Source organism: Streptomyces sp. SolWspMP-5a-2, from assembly GCF_900091845.1.
Classification (GTDB): Bacteria; Actinomycetota; Actinomycetes; order Streptomycetales; family Streptomycetaceae; genus Streptomyces; species Streptomyces doudnae.
Genome location: NZ_FMCI01000162.1, coordinates 25,749 through 41,188 on the forward strand (window position 1 = coordinate 25,749; position 15,440 = coordinate 41,188).

A 15,440-nucleotide genomic window follows, 5' to 3' on the forward strand; every position below is an offset into this window, starting at 1 on the left:
CGGTGCCCGGCCGCTCCGTGTCCCCTCGCCTTCCGGCCCGCCCCGGCCCGCCCCGGCCCGTTCCCGGGTCAGCCGAGGATGCGGCGGACGCCGTCCTCGAAGCGGTCGGGGAAGGTCTCCCGGGTGAGGGCGGCGCGGGCGGCGAACAGTGCGGGGTAGCGGCCGCTGGACACGGCCTCGGCCAGCCGGGCGGGGTCCGCGTCGGCCTGCGCCTGCTCCTCCTGGGTGAGGCCGAGGGTGAAGTAGATCAGGGCGAAACAGGTGCGCGCCGCGGTCTCCACCGAGCCCGTGTGCTCGGTGAGGGCGCCGATGACCGAGTCGGCGAACCGCAGGGTGTGCGGTTCGGCCGCGTACGTCCCGGTGACCAGGGCGGCGCCGTCCCGGTGGGCGAGGAGGGAGCGCCGGTAGCGGCGGATCAGCTCCCGCGCACGCTCGGCCGGGTCCTCGGGCAGGTCGTCGTAGGCGATGGTGGCGGCGACGCCGTCGGCCATCAGCTCCAGGAGCCGCCGCTTCGTCTTGACGTGCCACAGCACGGTGTTCATGCGCACGCCCAGCCGGTCCGCGACGGCCCGCGTGGTGACCGTCTCCAGCCCCTCCTCGTCGAGCAGCCGCAGCGCGGCGCCGACGACGGCGGCGGGGGTGAGGCGGGTGCGGGGGGTACGGGGGGTACGAGAAGCCGGGGTGGCGGGGGTGTCGGGTCCATCGGGTGCGGTGGGTGCGGTGGGTGCGGTGGGTGCGGTGGGTGCGGCGAGTGTGCCAGGCGTGCTGGGTGACACGGGTGCGCCAGGGGCGGCGGGTGAAGCGGGTGTGTCAGGTGTGCTGGGTGACACGGGTGCGCCAGGTGCGCCGGGTGCGCCGGGTGCGGTGGGTGCGGCGGGGGCGCGGTCGCGGGGTGGGACTTGCTCATTGGTCATTGACCTACTTTACTGCTGTCCTCAGTAATTGGTCACTGACCAAGAAAGGCCGGGTGGGTGTGATGGACGCGACGGAAGAGATCGTGGTGGTCGGGGCGGGGCCGACGGGGTTGTGGCTGGCGGCGGAGCTGCGCCTGCAGGGCGTGCCGGTGACGGTCCTGGAGGCGCGGACGGAGCGCGACCCGCACTCCAAGGCGCTCACCGTGCACCCCCGGACGGTCGAGATCCTGGGGATGCGCGGCCTCGCGGACGCGTTCGTCGACGCGGGATTCCCCCTGCCCACCGGCCACTTCGGGGCCCTGGACACCCGCCTCGACTTCCGGGTCCTGGACACGCCCTACCCCTTCACGCTGTTCCTGCCGCAGGCGCGCACCGAGGAACTCCTGGAGGCCCACGCGCTCGCCCGGGGCGCGCGGATCCTGCGCGGCCACCGGGTGACGGGCCTCGTGCAGGGCCCGGAGTCGGTCCGCGTCGAGGTGGCGGGCCCGGCCGGCGGGTACACCGTCGAGGCGCGGTACGTGGTGGGGTGCGACGGTACCCGCAGCGCGGTCAGGGAGGCGGCGGGGATCGGCTTCCCCGGCACGGACGCGAGCCTGTGGGGGTGGCTCGGCGACGTGGTGGCGGACCTGACGCCGGTCGGGGGCCCGGTCAGCCGGTTCGGCCCGGAGGGCGGGGTGATGGCGGTGCCGATGCCGGGCGGTCTGACCCGCTTCGTCGGGGTGACCCCGGAGGACCGGGGCGCGGCCCACCCCGGTGAGCTGACGCTGGCGGAGATGCGGTCGAGGGTCGTCCGCGTCCTGGGCTCCGACTGCTCCGTCCGCGAGCCGCACTGGCTCTCCCGCTTCGGCAACGCGACCCGCCAGGCGGACGCGTACCGGGCGGGGCGGGTGCTGCTGGCCGGGGACGCGGCGCACATGCACTTCCCGACCGGCGGGGTGGGTCTGAACGTCGGCTTCCAGGACGCGACGAACCTCGGCTGGAAGCTGGCGGCGGAGGTGAAGGGGACCGCGGAGGAGGGCCTGCTGGACAGCTACCACCGGGAGCGTCATCCGGTGGGGGCGCGGCTGCTGGCCTCCACGCGGGCGCAGACCGCGCTGATGGCGGCCTGGTCGGTGGAGACCCAGGCGCTGCGCGACCACCTCTCGGCGGCGATCGCCGAACAGCCGTCGTTCGCGCGAGGGTTGGCGGAGCAGTTGGCGGCGCTGGACGTGAGCTACCCGCCCGTGTCCCCGGCGCACCCCCTGACCGGGACGCGCGCTCCCGACCTGCCGTTCGCGGACGGCACGAGCCTGTTCGCGCTGATGCGGGAGGGGAGGCACGTCCTGCTGGACCTCACGGGCGGCTCCCGCGCCGCCGGGACGGACCGTCCGGTCCCCGGGGGGACCCGCCGACACGCCCTCCGACCGGCAGGGCGGGAGGACGCGTGGGGGGACATCGGCACGGCGCTGATCAGGCCGGACGGCCATGTGGGGTGGGTGGGGGAGTGAGGGGGCAGCCGAGGCGCGGGGCGGCCCGGTTGGGTGAGCAGGTGATCAGGGCGAGGGAGAGGAAGGAGGGGTGTTCGAGGTAGAACCCGAGGCAGACGTCGCCGCCGGACGCCAGGCGTCGGGTGACGGAGGGGGTGAGGTCGCGCGGTGGTTCGCGGGCGAACCGGGGTGCGTGGAGCCGGAGTTGCTCCGTGAGCCAGTCGGCCGCCGGTGCGGCCTCGGTCCAGGTGCCCCTGACGAGCGACGCCGGTTTGACGAGCCAGTAGGCGGGTTCGAGCGGGGGGAGGTCGCAGAGCGGGAACCCGGCGGCGACCTCACGGTGCCGCTGCCGGACCTCGGGCCGGGCGGTGGGGGGCGGGGGATCGGGGTGCGGTGGGCGCCGCAGCGCCTCGTGGTCGAAGCGGGACTTGGGGCCGGTCCAGAGGTAGGCGTGGTGGTGCACGGGGTGGTGCGGCGGGGCGCGGGAGCGGGTCAGCCGCCGAGCCCGAACCGCGCCGGGTCGATCCCGGCGAAGCGCAGCTCCTCGGTGGAGAAGCGGAGGGGTGCGAGATCGGGCCGCTTGCTGTCCCCGAGGGCCCAGCAGCCGTCCCCGATCCGGGCGAGGGTGACACACCCCTCGGTACAGGGCCCGCCACAGGCCTGGACGAAGGAGACGGAGGTGATGTCGAGGGCGTAGAGGTCGCTGACGTTCCGCATGAGGGGTGCCTTCCGGGTCGGTGGAGGGGTCGGGTATCGGCTCGGCACGACCGTAGGGAAGGGGTGGGGCGGGGAGGGAAGAATATTCGCGATTATTCTCGTGTGGTCACTCTGGATGCATGGACATTCACTCAGCGCCGCCGTCAGGCTTTGATCGTCAGCCGGATCGAGCGAGGAGAGGTGTCGCAGGTGGCGCGCAGGCTGCGGTTCAACGGGACGACCAGTGATGAGGACGAGTGTCCGGCGGTGCACGAGGACATGGACACCGGTGAAGTGATCGTGCAGGGCTCTCCCTTGACCAGCCCTGATGAGGTCGGGCAACTGCAGCACCTCTCGGACGGGGAGGTGGCGGTGGTCGTCCCTCGTGAGTTACTCGTGGACTGGGCGCCGAAGGACAGGACGCGCAGGGCACGCGTGATCGGCCGGGACGAGTTCAGCGCGCTGTTCGGCAAGTTCGAGCACACGGCGTGGCGGCTGGAGACCCGGCGCCGGTACGCCAGCGACGAACGCGGAGACCGCTGGCGGCAGTTCGCCGAGACGGGAGTGCTCGACGACGATCCGCAGGGGAGCGACTGGTTCCGGGCGATCGCCGACCGGGTCGCGGCGGGCAAGAGGATCGAGCGGGTGCGTCTCGTGGACGATCCGCCGACGGTCGGCCAGCGCTATCTCCTCGAAAGCGCCAAGCGCAACATCGCAGCGGGTGAGGACATCCGGAGCCTGTGGCGAGCGGAAGCCGAACGGCTTCGGCTTCCCGCCGAGGACTTCTGGCTGTTCGACAGCCGGATCGTCGCCCTCATGCACTTCGACGACGAGGACCGCCTCAAGCACGTCGAGCTGATCACCGAACCGTCGGAGGTGGTGCGCTGCTCCCGATTCAGGGATGCTGCTTGGCATCACGCATCCGAACGGCGGGACTTCCTGGCGGAGCTGGAGCGCGCCGACTGAACGACATGTAGATCACTGAACGGGCACCGGTGAGCACGGATTACCAGAGGGCGCGAGAGGAACTGGGGCGAAGGCTCCGGGAGCTGCGACGCGAGAGTCCTCGGGGCCGTCTCACCGGCGCGGAGTTGGCGCAACGGCTCGGGTGGTCCCAGTCGAAAATCAGCAAGCTGGAGAACGGCAGGCAGACGCCTGCCGACGGTGATCTCCGCGCGTGGGCCGAAGTCACCGGACAGCCCGAGGTCTTCGGCGAGCTGAGCGCACGGCTGAAGGGCTTCGAAAGCCATATCCGCTCCTGGCGGCGCCAGTTGGCGAGCGGCCACCGTGCGGCGCAGGAGAACTACACCACTCTCGTCTCCGGTGCGCGAACCATCCGGGCCTGGCAGACCGGTGTCGTCCACGGCATGTTGCAGACCCCCGACTACGCGCGCGCTCTCTTCGAGAGCCGGGCGAACCTCCGGAACACCCCCAAGGATGCCGATGAATCGGTACGCGCGCGGATGAAGCGGCAGGAATGGCTGTACCGGCCGGGCAAGGAACTGCACCTCATCATGCTGGAGTCGGCGCTCCGGGTCAGGGTGTGTTCGCCCGAGGTCCAAACGGCCCAGCTGGACCGGCTGTTGGGGGCCGTCGGCATGGACACCGTACGGCTCGGCATCGTCCCGCTCGACATCGAGACGGAGCTGACACCGGGACACGCCTTCACGATTCTGGACGACCGGCTGGTCACCGTCGAGACCTGGCATGCGGGACTCTGGCTCGACGACGCGGAGTCGGTCGCTCTGTACGGCCGGATCTGGACCGTGCTCGCCCGCGGTGCCGTGTATGGTCCCGACGCACAGAGAGTCATCACCCGAGCACGGAGCGGTCTGATCCGCTGAGGAAGGCTGGTGGGCCCATGGGCACCGACTCCGGACGGACGCGTCCTTGGCAGGGGCGGCTGGACGCGGGGCATCGCCCGGTCCAGGACGAGTGGAACTCCCTGGTGCTCAACGCGCGCACCGTACGTTCCTGGGAGCCCGGCATCATCCCCGGTCTCTTCCAGACCGCCGACTACGCGCGGTGCGTCTTCGACGGCCTGGGGGAGCTGCGGGACATTCCCAAGGACACCGGCGACGCCGTGGGCGCGCGTCTGCAACGCCAGGAGTGGCTGCGGCTTCCGGACAGGACGTTGCATCAACTGATCTGGGAGGGCGCGCTGCACGCCCGGCTCGGTCCGCCGTCGGTCATGGCGGCACAACTGGACCGGATCCTCGCGGTGTCGGAGCTGGACACCGTCAGCCTTGGGGTGGTGCCGTTCAGCGCCGGACTGCGCCTGCTGGTCGGCAGCTCGTTCACGATGGTGGACGAACGTCTCGTCGTCGTCGAGGACTGGCACGCCGAGCACTGGCTCGACGACACCGACGCGGTCGCCCTGCACCGGAAGGTCTGGGACGCGCACGCCCGGTCCGCCGTCTACGGCGACGACGCCCGGCAGATCATCGAACGGGCCCGGCGGAGCCTCGCGGACTGAGCGCGCAGGGTCGGCCGGTGGAAGCCGCGGGTGGCGCCGGGGACCGGGAGGCGCCACACGTACGGGTCCGGTGTCCTTGCCTCGCGGGCGAGTTCGCGGTCGTCCCGCTGTCTATCCCGTCGCCGGAACATCGGCGCCCTCCGCTTCCGGGAGCCCGAACCGCGCCCCCACGCGGAGGTGGGTAAGCGGAAGAACGTCACGATCCAGGTACTGCCCTTCAGTGCGGGCGTGTTGGCCGGTTACACCTCGGCCTTCTCCTCCTTCAGCTTCGCCGAGGAGCCCACCGTCGAGGCGGTGACGCGACCTACTACGATCGGCGGCGTTGGCGCCGGACGCGAGTGCGAAGCGCATCCGGGACATACTGCGGAGCTTGAAGGAAGTCGCATCGTGACCGGAGCCGTTGGTCCCTTCCGGAGGTCGTCGTACTCGGGGCAGGAGAACAACTGCGTCGAGGTCGCCCCGGCCGCCGGTCTCGGGCGGGTTGTCCGGGACAGCAAGTGGCCCGCAGGGCCGCTCCTCGCCGTCTCCGGTGAGAGCTGGCGCCGCTTCCTGCGCGGGCTCTGACCGCTGCGCCAACCCGCTCGTCCCCCAGGACGCCGTGCTCACCCTGCGTCAGGGCGAGGACCTCGGGCGGCCGGGCGAGCCGACCGTCACCCTGCGGGCCGGTGATCCGCGCGTGCGCGTCGGCGGGACCGGGACGCGCGTCGGCCGCTGAGCGCCCGCCGCACGCACGAGGGCGCCCCGCGCACGTGCCGCGGGGCGCCCTCGCTCGTGGTGCGGGAGCCGTTACAGCTTCTCGATCACGTAGTCCACGCAGCGGGTCAGCGCCTCGACGTCCGCCGGGTCGATCGCCGGGAACATCGCCACCCGGAGCTGGTTGCGGCCCAGCTTGCGGTAGGGCTCGGTGTCGACGATGCCGTTGGCGCGCAGCACCTTGGCGACGGCGCTCGCGTCGACCTCGTCCGAGAAGTCGATCGTGCCGATGACCTGCGAGCGCTTGGCCGCGTCCGTGACGAACGGGGTCGCGTGCTTCGACTCCTCCGCCCAGCCGTACAGACGGGTCGAGGAGTCCTTCGTGCGCGCCGTCGACCAGGCGAGCCCGCCCTGGCCGTTGATCCACTTCAGCTGCTGGTCGAGCAGGAAGAGGGTGGCGAGCGCCGGGGTGTTGTACGTCTGGTTCTTGCGGGAGTTGTCGATCGCCGTCGGCAGGCTGAAGAACTCCGGGACGTGCCGCGCGGAGGCGTGGATGCGCTCCGCCCGCTCGATCGCCGCCGGGGAGAACACGCCGATCCACAGGCCGCCGTCGGAGGCGAACGACTTCTGCGGGGCGAAGTAGTAGACGTCCGTCTGCGCGATGTCGACGGGCAGGCCGCCGGCGCCGGAGGTGGCGTCCACCAGGACGAGCGCGCCCTCGTCGGCGCCCGCCACCCGCTGGATCGGGGCGGCGACACCCGTGGACGTCTCGTTGTGGGTGAAGGCGTAGACGTCGGTGCCCGGCTCGGCGTGCGGCTCCGGGTGGGTGCCGGGGTCCGAGGAGACGACCGTCGGGTCGGCCAGCCACGGCGCCAGCTTGGCCGCCTTGGCGAACTTGGAGCTGAACTCGCCGAACGTGAGGTGCTGCGACTTGCTGTCGATGAGGCCGTGCGTCGCGACGTCCCAGAACGCGGTCGAGCCGCCGTTGCCGAGGACGACCTCGTAGCCGTCGGGGAGCTGGAACAGGTCGGACACGCCCTCGCGCACCGAGCCGACCAGGTTCTTCACCGGAGCCTGGCGGTGGGAGGTGCCCAGCAGGGACGTGCCGGTCGCGGCGAGGGCGTCCAGCGCCTCGGTCCGCACCTTGGAGGGTCCCGCGCCGAAGCGTCCGTCCGCGGGCTTGATGTCGGAGGGAATCTGGATCTCAGCCACGCAGGGAGGGTATCGGCTGGAGGAAACGCGGGCGAAACCTCGTCCGTCGGGTGAGACGCCGCCGGAGCGGGCAGGGGACCGTGAGCCCGTCCCGCGCCCGGCGGACGGGCCGCCGGGTTCCGCCCGCGATACCGGGCGGAAGGGCCGGTTCCGCGGGGCGGGGGAGGCTCTTCCGGAGACGTTCTCGGCGGGCGCGCCGAAGCGTTCCGATGGCCCGTCGGGGCCGTTCCGGTGGCGTTGCCGGGCCCGGCGCGGCGGCCCGGCGCGGCGCGGCGGCGCGGCGGGGTGGGGCGGGATGGGGTCCGGCGGGGCCGTTCCGGGGGACCGGCGGGCCGGTTGCGGTGGCGCGGCGGCGGGGTGCCGCGGACCATCGCGGGAGGCGGCGGAAGCGGAGGGCGCAAGCGGAGAACGGAAGCGGAGGAAGCAAGCGGAAGTCGGAGGCCGAAGTCGGAGGCCGAAGTCTGACGCGGAAGACGGGGGCCGAAGACGGAGGCCGAAGTCGGAGGCCGAAGTCTGACGCGGAAGACAGGGCCGAAGACGGAAGCGGAAGACGGAGGCGGAAGGTGGGAGAGGGAGAGCACATGGCGGAACGTGACGGGTCACTCGCGCGGGAGCTGCGCCGCGCCGTCCGCGGCGAGGTCGGCTTCGACGCCACCTCCCGGGCGCTGATGACCATGGACGCCTCCAACTACCGGCGCGTCCCGCTCGGCGTCGTCGCGCCGGTCGACGCCGACGACGTCGCCGCCGTCCTCGCCGTCTGCCGCGCGCACGGCGTGCCCGTCGTCGCCCGGGGCGGCGGCACCTCCATCGCCGGGCAGGCCACCGGCACCGGCGTCGTCCTCGACCTCACCCGGCACATGAACCGCCTGCTCGACCTCGACGCCGAGGCCCGTACCGCCGTCGTCCAGCCGGGGCTCGTCCTCGACCGGCTCCAGGCCGCCGCCGCCCCGCACGGCCTGCGCTTCGGGCCCGACCCGTCCACGCACGGCCGCTGCACCCTCGGCGGCATGATCGGCAACAACTCCTGCGGGTCGCACAGCGTCGCCTGGGGGACCACCGCCGACAGCGTGCGCGGCCTGGACGTGCTCACCGCGCGCGGGGAGCGGCTGCGCGCCGGGCAGGGGTGGGACGGGGCCCCGGCCGGGCTGCGGACGCTCGTCGAGGAGAACCTCGCCCTGCTGCGCACCGGGTACCCCGACCTGCCCCGGCGCATCTCCGGGTACGCGCTGGACGCCCTGCTGCCCGAGAACGGCGTCGACGTCGCCCGGTCCCTGTGCGGTTCCGAGGGCACCCTCGGCGTCGTCACGGAGGCGCGGGTGCGGCTGGTCGAGGCACCGGCCGCGCGCGCCCTCGCCGTCCTCGGGTACCCGGACGAGGCGGCCGCCGCCGAGGCCGCCGCCGGGCTGCTGCCCCACGGTCCGCTCACCGTGGAGGGCATGGCGGCCGACCTGGTCCCGGCCTCCGGCACCGGACTGCCGCGCGGCGGCGCCTGGCTGTTCGTCGAGACCGGCGGCGGGAGCGACGGCGAGGCACGCGCGCGTGCCGACGCGATCGTGCGGGCCGCCGACTGCCTCGACGCGCGGGTCGTCACCGACCCGGCCGGGCAGCGCGCCCTGTGGAGCGTCCGGGAGGACGCCAGCGGCACCGCCACCCGCATCCCGGGCCCCGGGGGCGGCTCCGAGGCATGGCCTGGCTGGGAGGACTGCGCCGTCCCGCCCGCCCGGCTCGGCCCCTACCTGCGGGCGTTCCGCGCGCTGCTGACCGCACACGGGCTGCGCGGCACCCCCTACGGGCACTTCGGCGACGGCTGCATCCACGTCCGCATCGACTTCGACCTGCTCACCGACGCGGGCGTCGCCCGTTTCCGGCGGTTCTCCGAGGAGCTGGCCGCGCTCGTCGTCGCGCACGGCGGATCGCTCTCCGGGGAGCACGGCGACGGGCAGGCCCGCGCCGAACTCCTCCCCGCGATGTACGGCGACGACCTGGTCGCGCTGTTCGAGCGGGCCAAGGGCGTGTGGGACCCCGACGACCTCCTGAACCCCGGGATGCTGGTGCGGCCCGCCCCGCTCGACAGCAACCTGCGCTTCGCCGTCCTGCCCCGCGGGCCCGTCGACGTCGCCTTCGGCTACCCCGCGGACGGCGGGGACTTCCCGGCCGCCGTCCGCCGCTGCGTGGGCGTCGCCAAGTGCCGCACCACCTCGTCGACCGGGGCCGCGGTGATGTGCCCGTCCTTCCGGGCCACCGGCGAGGAACGGCACTCCACCCGGGGCCGGGCGCGGCTGCTGCACGAGATGCTCGCCGGGGAGGTCGTCACGGACGGCTGGCGCTCCACCGAGGTCCGCGACGCGCTCGACCTCTGCCTCTCCTGCAAGGGCTGCCGCTCGGACTGCCCGGTCGGGGTCGACATGGCCACCTACAAGGCGGAGTTCCTGCACCAGCACTGGGCGGGACGGCGCCGTCCCGCCGCCCACTACACGATGGGGTGGCTGCCGCTCTGGCTCCGCTGGGCCTCCCGCACCCGCACCGCCGCCCTCCTCAACGCGCTGGCCCGCGTCCCGGTCCTCGCCGACGCGGCGAAACGCCTCGGCGGGATCGCCCCCGAACGGGACATCCCGGAACTGGCGAGGGAACCGTTCAGCCACTGGTGGGCGAGGCGGGGCAGGCCGGGAGGGGACGGGATGACCGGCGCGGACGGCACCTCGGCCACATGGGCCGACGGCGGTGACGACGGCGACGGCGACGGCAACGGCGGCGGCACCGGGGGCGGGGCGGGGGCGCGGGGGCGGGAGCCGGAGTGGGTGCCGAGGATGGCCGGGGTGTCGACGGCGGCCGGGGTGCCGAGGGTGGCCGGGGTGACGGCGGGAGGCTCGCCGTGCTGTGGCCCGACACCTTCACCGAGCACCTCTCGCCGTCCGTGGGCCGGGCCGCCGTGCGCGTGCTGGAGGCGGCCGGGATCACGGTCGTCCTGCCGCCGACCCGGAGCTGGGCGGCCGGGCGGATCGCCGACGGGCGCACCCGCCTCCTCACCCCCTTCGCCCCGCGCGGCCGGGTCTGCTGCGGCCTGACGTACGTCTCCACCGGCCAGCTCGACCGCGCGCGAGCCGTCATGCGCCGCACCCTCGACCTGCTCGCCCCGCTCCTCGACGACGACGGGGGGCCGCCGCTCGTCGTCCTCGAACCGAGCTGCGCCGCCGCCCTCCGCACCGACCTGCCCGACCTGCTCCACGACGACCCGCGCGCCGCCCGCCTCGCCGCCCGCGTCCTGACGTTCGCGGAGGCCCTCGAACGCCTCGCCCCCGGCTGGACCCCGCCCGCCCTTGACCGTCCGGTCGCCGGGCAGACCCACTGCCACCAGCACGCGGTCCTCGGCGACGCCCCGGACCGCAGGCTGCGCGAGGCGGCGGGACTCACCGGGGAACTCTCCGGCGGCTGCTGCGGCCTGGCGGGCAACTTCGGCTTCGAGAAGGGCCACGCCGAGGTCTCCGCGGCCTGCGCCGAGGAGCGGCTCCTGCCGTCGGTGCGGGCCGCCCCGGAGGGCACGGCGATCCTCGCGGACGGCTACTCCTGCCGGACCCAGCTCCGCCAACTCGCCGGGGTACGGGGGCGGCACCTGGCGGAGGTGCTGGCGGAGGGGTTGGATCGTGGAGGTGCCTCGCCGCCGGGTTCGCCCGACGCGTGACGCGGCAGGCTCGGGCAGAGGTCTTCGGACGAGGGTGCGGGAGGGTGTCGTGGGTGGCGATGGGTGGATCAGTGCGTCCGTGCCGTATCTGACGCCGCGGGCGGCCGGGCAGCAGGACGCCTGGGCCGCCGAGGCGGCGGCCCGCGGGCGGCGGGGGACCCAGCGGATCGTGCGGGCCGGTGAGGTGCCGGCGCCCGCCGAGGTCGCCGCGCTCCTCGGTGTCGACGACGGCGCGACGGTCGTCGTGCGCAGGCGGGTGATCCTCCTGGACGACGAGCCGACCGAACTGACCGACACCTACTACCCGCTCGCCATCGCCCGGGGCACCGCACTCGCGGGCACCGCGAAGATCCCCGGCGGCGCCGTCACCCTCCTCGCCGCACTGGGGCACGTCGGCGCCCTCGTCCGGGAGGACGTCACGGCGGACCTCCCCGACGACGACGAACGGCGGGCGCTGCGCACCGCTGCGGGCGAGCCAGTGCTGCGCCTGACCAGAGTCACCCTGGACCGCGACGAGCGGCCCCTCCAGGTCGACCGCATGGTCATGCCCGCGCGACGGCAGCGGCTGCGCTACGAGATCAGGATCGGGTGACGGCGGCCCCGACCCGAGCCTTCCCCGCCGCCCCCGCCGATCGACCCTCACCCCCCGCCCGCCCCCCGAGTGGTGTGCGCCACCCCGCGTCAGCGGCATAACCGGTTCACGCGCCTGACCAAGTCCACTACCCTGGACTCAGAAGTTCATCGCACTGCACGCACCGCGCCCGTCCGTCAGGCCCCGAACCCCGTGGAACGCCCGTGAGCACCCCCGACGCCTCCCTCGCGTCCGCCGTCCAGACGCCGTCCTCCTCCTCTCCCTCTTCCTCCGTCCCTTCCGCCCCCGGACCAGGGCGGCGTGGCCGTCTCGGGCCGGTCGGGCTGGTGCTGGCCGGGGGTGTCTCGGTGCAGTTCGGGGCCGCCCTCGCGGTGTCGCTGATGCCGAGGGCCGGGGCGCTGGGCGTGGTGACCCTGCGGCTGCTGGTCGCCGCGATCGTCCTGCTGCTGGTCTGCCGACCGGGGCTGCGCGGCCACTCGCGGGCCGACTGGGGCACCGTCGTCGTCTTCGGCGTCACCATGGGCGCCATGAACGGCCTCTTCTACCAGGCCGTCGACCGCATCCCGCTCGGCACCGCCGTCACCCTCGAAGTGCTCGGCCCGCTCGCCCTCTCCGTCCTCGCCTCCCGGCGCGCCGTCAACGTGGTCTGGGCCGCCCTCGCCCTGGTCGGCGTCTTCCTGCTCGGCGGCGGGGGCTTCGGCAGCCTCGACCCGCTCGGCGTCGCCTACGCGCTCGGCGCCGGGGCCATGTGGGCCACGTACATCCTCTTCAGCGCGCGCACCGGCCGCCGCTTCCCGCAGGCGGACGGGCTGGCCCTCGCCATGGTGGTCGCGGCGGTGCTCTTCCTGCCGCTGGGCATCGCCGAGTCCGGCGCGAAGCTCCTGAACCCGACGACGCTGCTGCTCGGCGCTGGTGTCGCGGTGCTCTCCTCGGTGCTGCCCTACACCCTCGAACTCCTCGCCCTGCGCCGCCTCCCGGCCTCCACCTTCGCCGTCATGATGAGCCTGGAACCGGCCATCGCCGCGACGGCCGGGTTCCTGGTGCTGCACCAGGCGCTCTCCGCCACCCAGGCGCTGGCCATCGCCTTCGTCGTCGCGGCGAGCATGGGCGCGGTGCGCACCCAGGTCGGACGCGGGGGCGGCGCGAGGATCAGGACACGGCTCCGGGCGCGCGGCCGGGGCCCAGGCCGGTCAGGTCCCGCTGCGACGGTCCCCGCCGGGGAGGCCACGCTGTCGGATGTCGGGGAGCGCGCGCGGTCGGACGCCGGGGAGGCCGCGCTGTCGGGTACCGGGGAGGGTACGCGGTCGGATACCGGGGAGCGCGCGCGGCCGGACGCGGACGCCGCTCAATAGTCCGGAGTCCGCCGCCCCTGCCCTTCCCCGGCCCGCCTCCCCTCTCCCGGGGCTCTCCCTCCCGGCCCGCCTCTCCCCTCCCGGGGCTCTCCCTCCCGGCCCGCCTTCCCCCAGCCCTCCCCCCCGCCTCGCACACTCCGTACCGCCGAGCGGCCCGCCCCTTCCCGGGTGGGCCGCTCTCCTCGTGCCCGGTGCCCGGTGCCCGGTGCCCCGCCGTTTCCCCCTCCCCAATTCATGCAAGCACGCTTGCTTGTTTATCGTCGCGCTGCCATGCTCCCTCCCATGTCCGACCCGACGCCCGTCATCGACGACCTGCGCGCGGAGAGCGGTGAACTCGACCTGATCGTGGCCGGGTTGGCGCCCGAGGCGTGGGCGCTCGACACCCCCGCCGCCCGCTGGAGCATCGCGCACCAGATCGCGCACCTCGCCTGGACCGACCACTCCGCCCTGCTCGCCGTGACCGACCAGGACGGCTTCCGGACGCTGGTGGAGCAGGCCCTCGCCGCACCGGAGTCGTTCGTCGACGCCGGTGCGCGGGAGGGGGCCGCGCTGCCGCCCGCCGAGCTGCTGGCCCGCTGGCGGGCCGGGCGCGCGGCGCTGGAGGAGGCGCTGCGCGCCGCCCCGCCCGGCGCCCGCTTCCCCTGGTACGGGCCCGCCATGTCGGCCGCGTCCATGGCCACCGGGCGGCTGATGGAGACCTGGGCCCACGGCCAGGACGTCGCGGACGCGCTCGGCGTCGTCCGGGCGCCCACCGACCGGCTGCGCCACGTCGCGCACATCGGCGTGCGGGCCCGTGACTTCGCGTTCGCCGCCCGCTCCCTGCCCGTCCCGGCCGGGCCGTTCCGGGTCGAACTGACGCTGCCGGGAGGGGATTTGTGGGTCTCCGGCCCCGAGGACGCCGTCCAGCGGGTCACCGGGCCCGCCCTCGACTTCTGCCTGCTGGTCACCCAGCGCGCCCACCGCGCCGACCTCGCCGTCACCGCCGTCGGCCCGGACGCCGACCGCTGGCTGGACATCGCCCAGTCGTTCGCGGGCCCGCCGGGTCCCGGACGCCCGCCGCGCGGGGGCACGCGGTGACCGCCCCGCTGCGGATCGGCAACGCCTCGGGGTTCTACGGCGACCGCTTCGACGCCCTGCGCGAGATGCTCACCGGCGGTGAACTCGACGTCCTCACCGGCGACTACCTCGCCGAGCTGACCATGCTGATCCTCGGCCGGGACCGGCTGAAGGACCCCCGGGCCGGGTACGCCCGCACGTTCCTGCGGCAGTTGGAGGAAGGGCTCGGGCTCGCTCTGGAGCGCGGGGTGCGGATCGTCACCAACGCGGGCGGCCTCAACCCGGCCGGACTCGCCGACGCGGTACGGGAGTTGGCGCGGCGGCTCGGGCTGTCCGTGCGGGTCGCGCACGTCGAGGGGGACGACCTCACCGCCGCGCACCCCGGCAGCCTCACCGCGCACGCCTACTTCGGCGGGTTCGGCATCGCCGCCTGTCTGACGGCCGGGGCCGACGTCGTCGTCACCGGGCGGGTCACGGACGCGGCGCTGGTCACCGGGCCCGCCGCCGCCCACTTCGGCTGGCGGCCCGGCGACCACGACCGGCTCGCCGGTGCCGTCGTCGCCGGGCACGTCCTGGAGTGCGGGACGCAGGCCACCGGCGGCAACTACGCCTTCTTCGGCGAGATCCCCGGCGGGATCGGGCACCCCGGGTTCCCGCTCGCCGAGATCCACGAGGACGGCACCGCCGTCGTCACCAAGCACCCCGGCACCGGCGGGGCGGTCGACATCGGCACCGTCACCGCGCAGTTGCTCTACGAGACCGGGGGCGCCCGCTACCCGGGACCCGACGTCACCGCCCGCCTGGACACCGTGCGGCTCGAGCGGGACGGCGCCGACCGGGTCAGGATCGAGGGGGTGCGCGGCGAGGCCCCGCCGCCGACCCTCAAGGTCGGCCGCACCCGGCTCGGCGGCTTCCGGGGCGAGGTCGTGTTCGTCCTCACCGGCCTCGACATCGAGGCCAAGGCCGACCTGGTGCGCGCGCAGATGACCGACGCCCTCGCGCCGTCGCCCCCCGCGCAGACGCGGTGGGAGCTGGTGCGCACCGACCGGCCCGACGCGCCGACCGAGGAGACCGCGAGCGCCCTGCTCCGGCTCGTCGTCCGCGACCCCGAAGAGCACGTCGTCGGACGGTCGTTGGGCGCGGCGGCGGTCGAGCTGGCGCTCGCCAGCTACCCCGGCTTCCACGTCCTCGCGCCGCCCGGGAAGGGCGCGCCCTACGGCGTCTTCGAGGCCGGGTGGGTGCCGCAGGAGGACGTCCGGCAGGTCGCCGTCCTGCCCGGTGGCGAGCGCCGTCCCGTGCCGCCG

The 15,440-nt window shown here is 74.4% G+C and carries 13 protein-coding genes and 3 pseudogenes; 12 read left to right on the plus strand and 4 right to left on the minus strand.

What is annotated here, in order from left to right:
- Positions 1-68 precede the first annotated feature (68 nt).
- Positions 69-614: a TetR/AcrR family transcriptional regulator C-terminal domain-containing protein gene (locus GA0115242_RS40770; protein WP_202555426.1), complete on the minus strand. Its 546-nt coding sequence runs from the start codon at positions 612-614 to the stop codon at positions 69-71.
- 362 nt (positions 615-976) lie between these two features.
- Here GA0115242_RS40770 and GA0115242_RS16855 point away from each other — a divergent pair, with 362 nt between their 5' ends.
- Complete coding sequence (locus GA0115242_RS16855; protein ID WP_093829235.1) at positions 977-2,401, plus strand: FAD-dependent monooxygenase; 1,425 nt, start codon at positions 977-979, stop codon at positions 2,399-2,401.
- Here the strand turns inward: GA0115242_RS16855 and GA0115242_RS16860 are convergent.
- Both GA0115242_RS16860 and GA0115242_RS16865 read right to left on the minus strand, forming a co-directional pair.
- On the minus strand, positions 2,364-2,843 hold the full coding sequence (locus tag GA0115242_RS16860; protein WP_093829237.1) for a hypothetical protein: 480 nt from the start codon (positions 2,841-2,843) through the stop codon (positions 2,364-2,366). The genes GA0115242_RS16855 and GA0115242_RS16860 overlap by 38 nt on opposite strands.
- A gap of 29 nt (positions 2,844-2,872) precedes the next feature.
- Positions 2,873-3,097: a DUF397 domain-containing protein gene (locus tag GA0115242_RS16865; RefSeq protein WP_093829239.1), complete on the minus strand. Its 225-nt coding sequence runs from the start codon at positions 3,095-3,097 to the stop codon at positions 2,873-2,875.
- Positions 3,098-3,286: 189 nt separating this feature from the next.
- Between GA0115242_RS16865 and GA0115242_RS16870 the strand changes: the two genes are divergently transcribed.
- The 6 genes and pseudogenes from GA0115242_RS16870 to GA0115242_RS16895 form a co-directional block, all read left to right on the plus strand.
- A complete protein-coding gene (locus tag GA0115242_RS16870; protein WP_093829257.1) occupies positions 3,287-4,042 on the plus strand; it encodes a DUF6879 family protein in 756 nt (251 codons plus the stop codon).
- 29 nt (positions 4,043-4,071) lie between these two features.
- On the plus strand, positions 4,072-4,920 hold the full coding sequence (locus GA0115242_RS16875) for a helix-turn-helix domain-containing protein (RefSeq protein ID WP_093829241.1): 849 nt from the start codon (positions 4,072-4,074) through the stop codon (positions 4,918-4,920).
- Between the two features lie 17 nt (positions 4,921-4,937).
- On the plus strand, positions 4,938-5,552 hold the full coding sequence (locus GA0115242_RS16880; RefSeq protein WP_237549106.1) for a DUF5753 domain-containing protein: 615 nt from the start codon (positions 4,938-4,940) through the stop codon (positions 5,550-5,552).
- A gap of 174 nt (positions 5,553-5,726) precedes the next feature.
- A pseudogene (locus GA0115242_RS41650) lies at positions 5,727-5,943 on the plus strand (Scr1 family TA system antitoxin-like transcriptional regulator); the annotation flags it as partial.
- Positions 5,940-6,116: a DUF397 domain-containing protein gene (locus GA0115242_RS16890; RefSeq protein ID WP_093829243.1), complete on the plus strand. Its 177-nt coding sequence runs from the start codon at positions 5,940-5,942 to the stop codon at positions 6,114-6,116. The pseudogene GA0115242_RS41650 and the gene GA0115242_RS16890, both read left to right, overlap by 4 nt.
- Positions 6,117-6,129: 13 nt before the next feature.
- Positions 6,130-6,267, plus strand: a pseudogene (locus GA0115242_RS16895) (phenazine biosynthesis protein PhzF); the annotation flags it as partial.
- A gap of 71 nt (positions 6,268-6,338) precedes the next feature.
- Here GA0115242_RS16895 and serC read toward each other — a convergent pair.
- On the minus strand, positions 6,339-7,457 hold the full coding sequence (gene serC / locus GA0115242_RS16900) for a phosphoserine transaminase (RefSeq protein WP_093829247.1): 1,119 nt from the start codon (positions 7,455-7,457) through the stop codon (positions 6,339-6,341).
- Between the two features lie 581 nt (positions 7,458-8,038).
- Here serC and GA0115242_RS16905 point away from each other — a divergent pair.
- The 5 genes and pseudogenes from GA0115242_RS16905 to GA0115242_RS16925 form a co-directional block, all read left to right on the plus strand.
- Complete coding sequence (locus tag GA0115242_RS16905) at positions 8,039-10,522, plus strand: FAD-binding and (Fe-S)-binding domain-containing protein (RefSeq protein ID WP_237549107.1); 2,484 nt, start codon at positions 8,039-8,041, stop codon at positions 10,520-10,522.
- 663 nt (positions 10,523-11,185) lie between these two features.
- Complete coding sequence (locus GA0115242_RS16910) at positions 11,186-11,728, plus strand: GntR family transcriptional regulator (protein WP_093829249.1); 543 nt, start codon at positions 11,186-11,188, stop codon at positions 11,726-11,728.
- Between the two features lie 203 nt (positions 11,729-11,931).
- Positions 11,932-12,864 (plus strand): annotated as a pseudogene (locus GA0115242_RS16915) (DMT family transporter); the annotation flags it as partial.
- A gap of 498 nt (positions 12,865-13,362) precedes the next feature.
- Positions 13,363-14,157 carry a TIGR03084 family metal-binding protein gene (locus GA0115242_RS16920; protein WP_093829251.1) on the plus strand — a complete coding sequence of 265 codons (795 nt, stop codon included), beginning with the start codon at positions 13,363-13,365 and terminating at the stop codon, positions 14,155-14,157.
- Positions 14,154-15,440: acyclic terpene utilization AtuA family protein (locus GA0115242_RS16925; protein ID WP_093829253.1), on the plus strand; the 1,287-nt coding region annotated here is incomplete at its 3' end. The genes GA0115242_RS16920 and GA0115242_RS16925, both read left to right, overlap by 4 nt.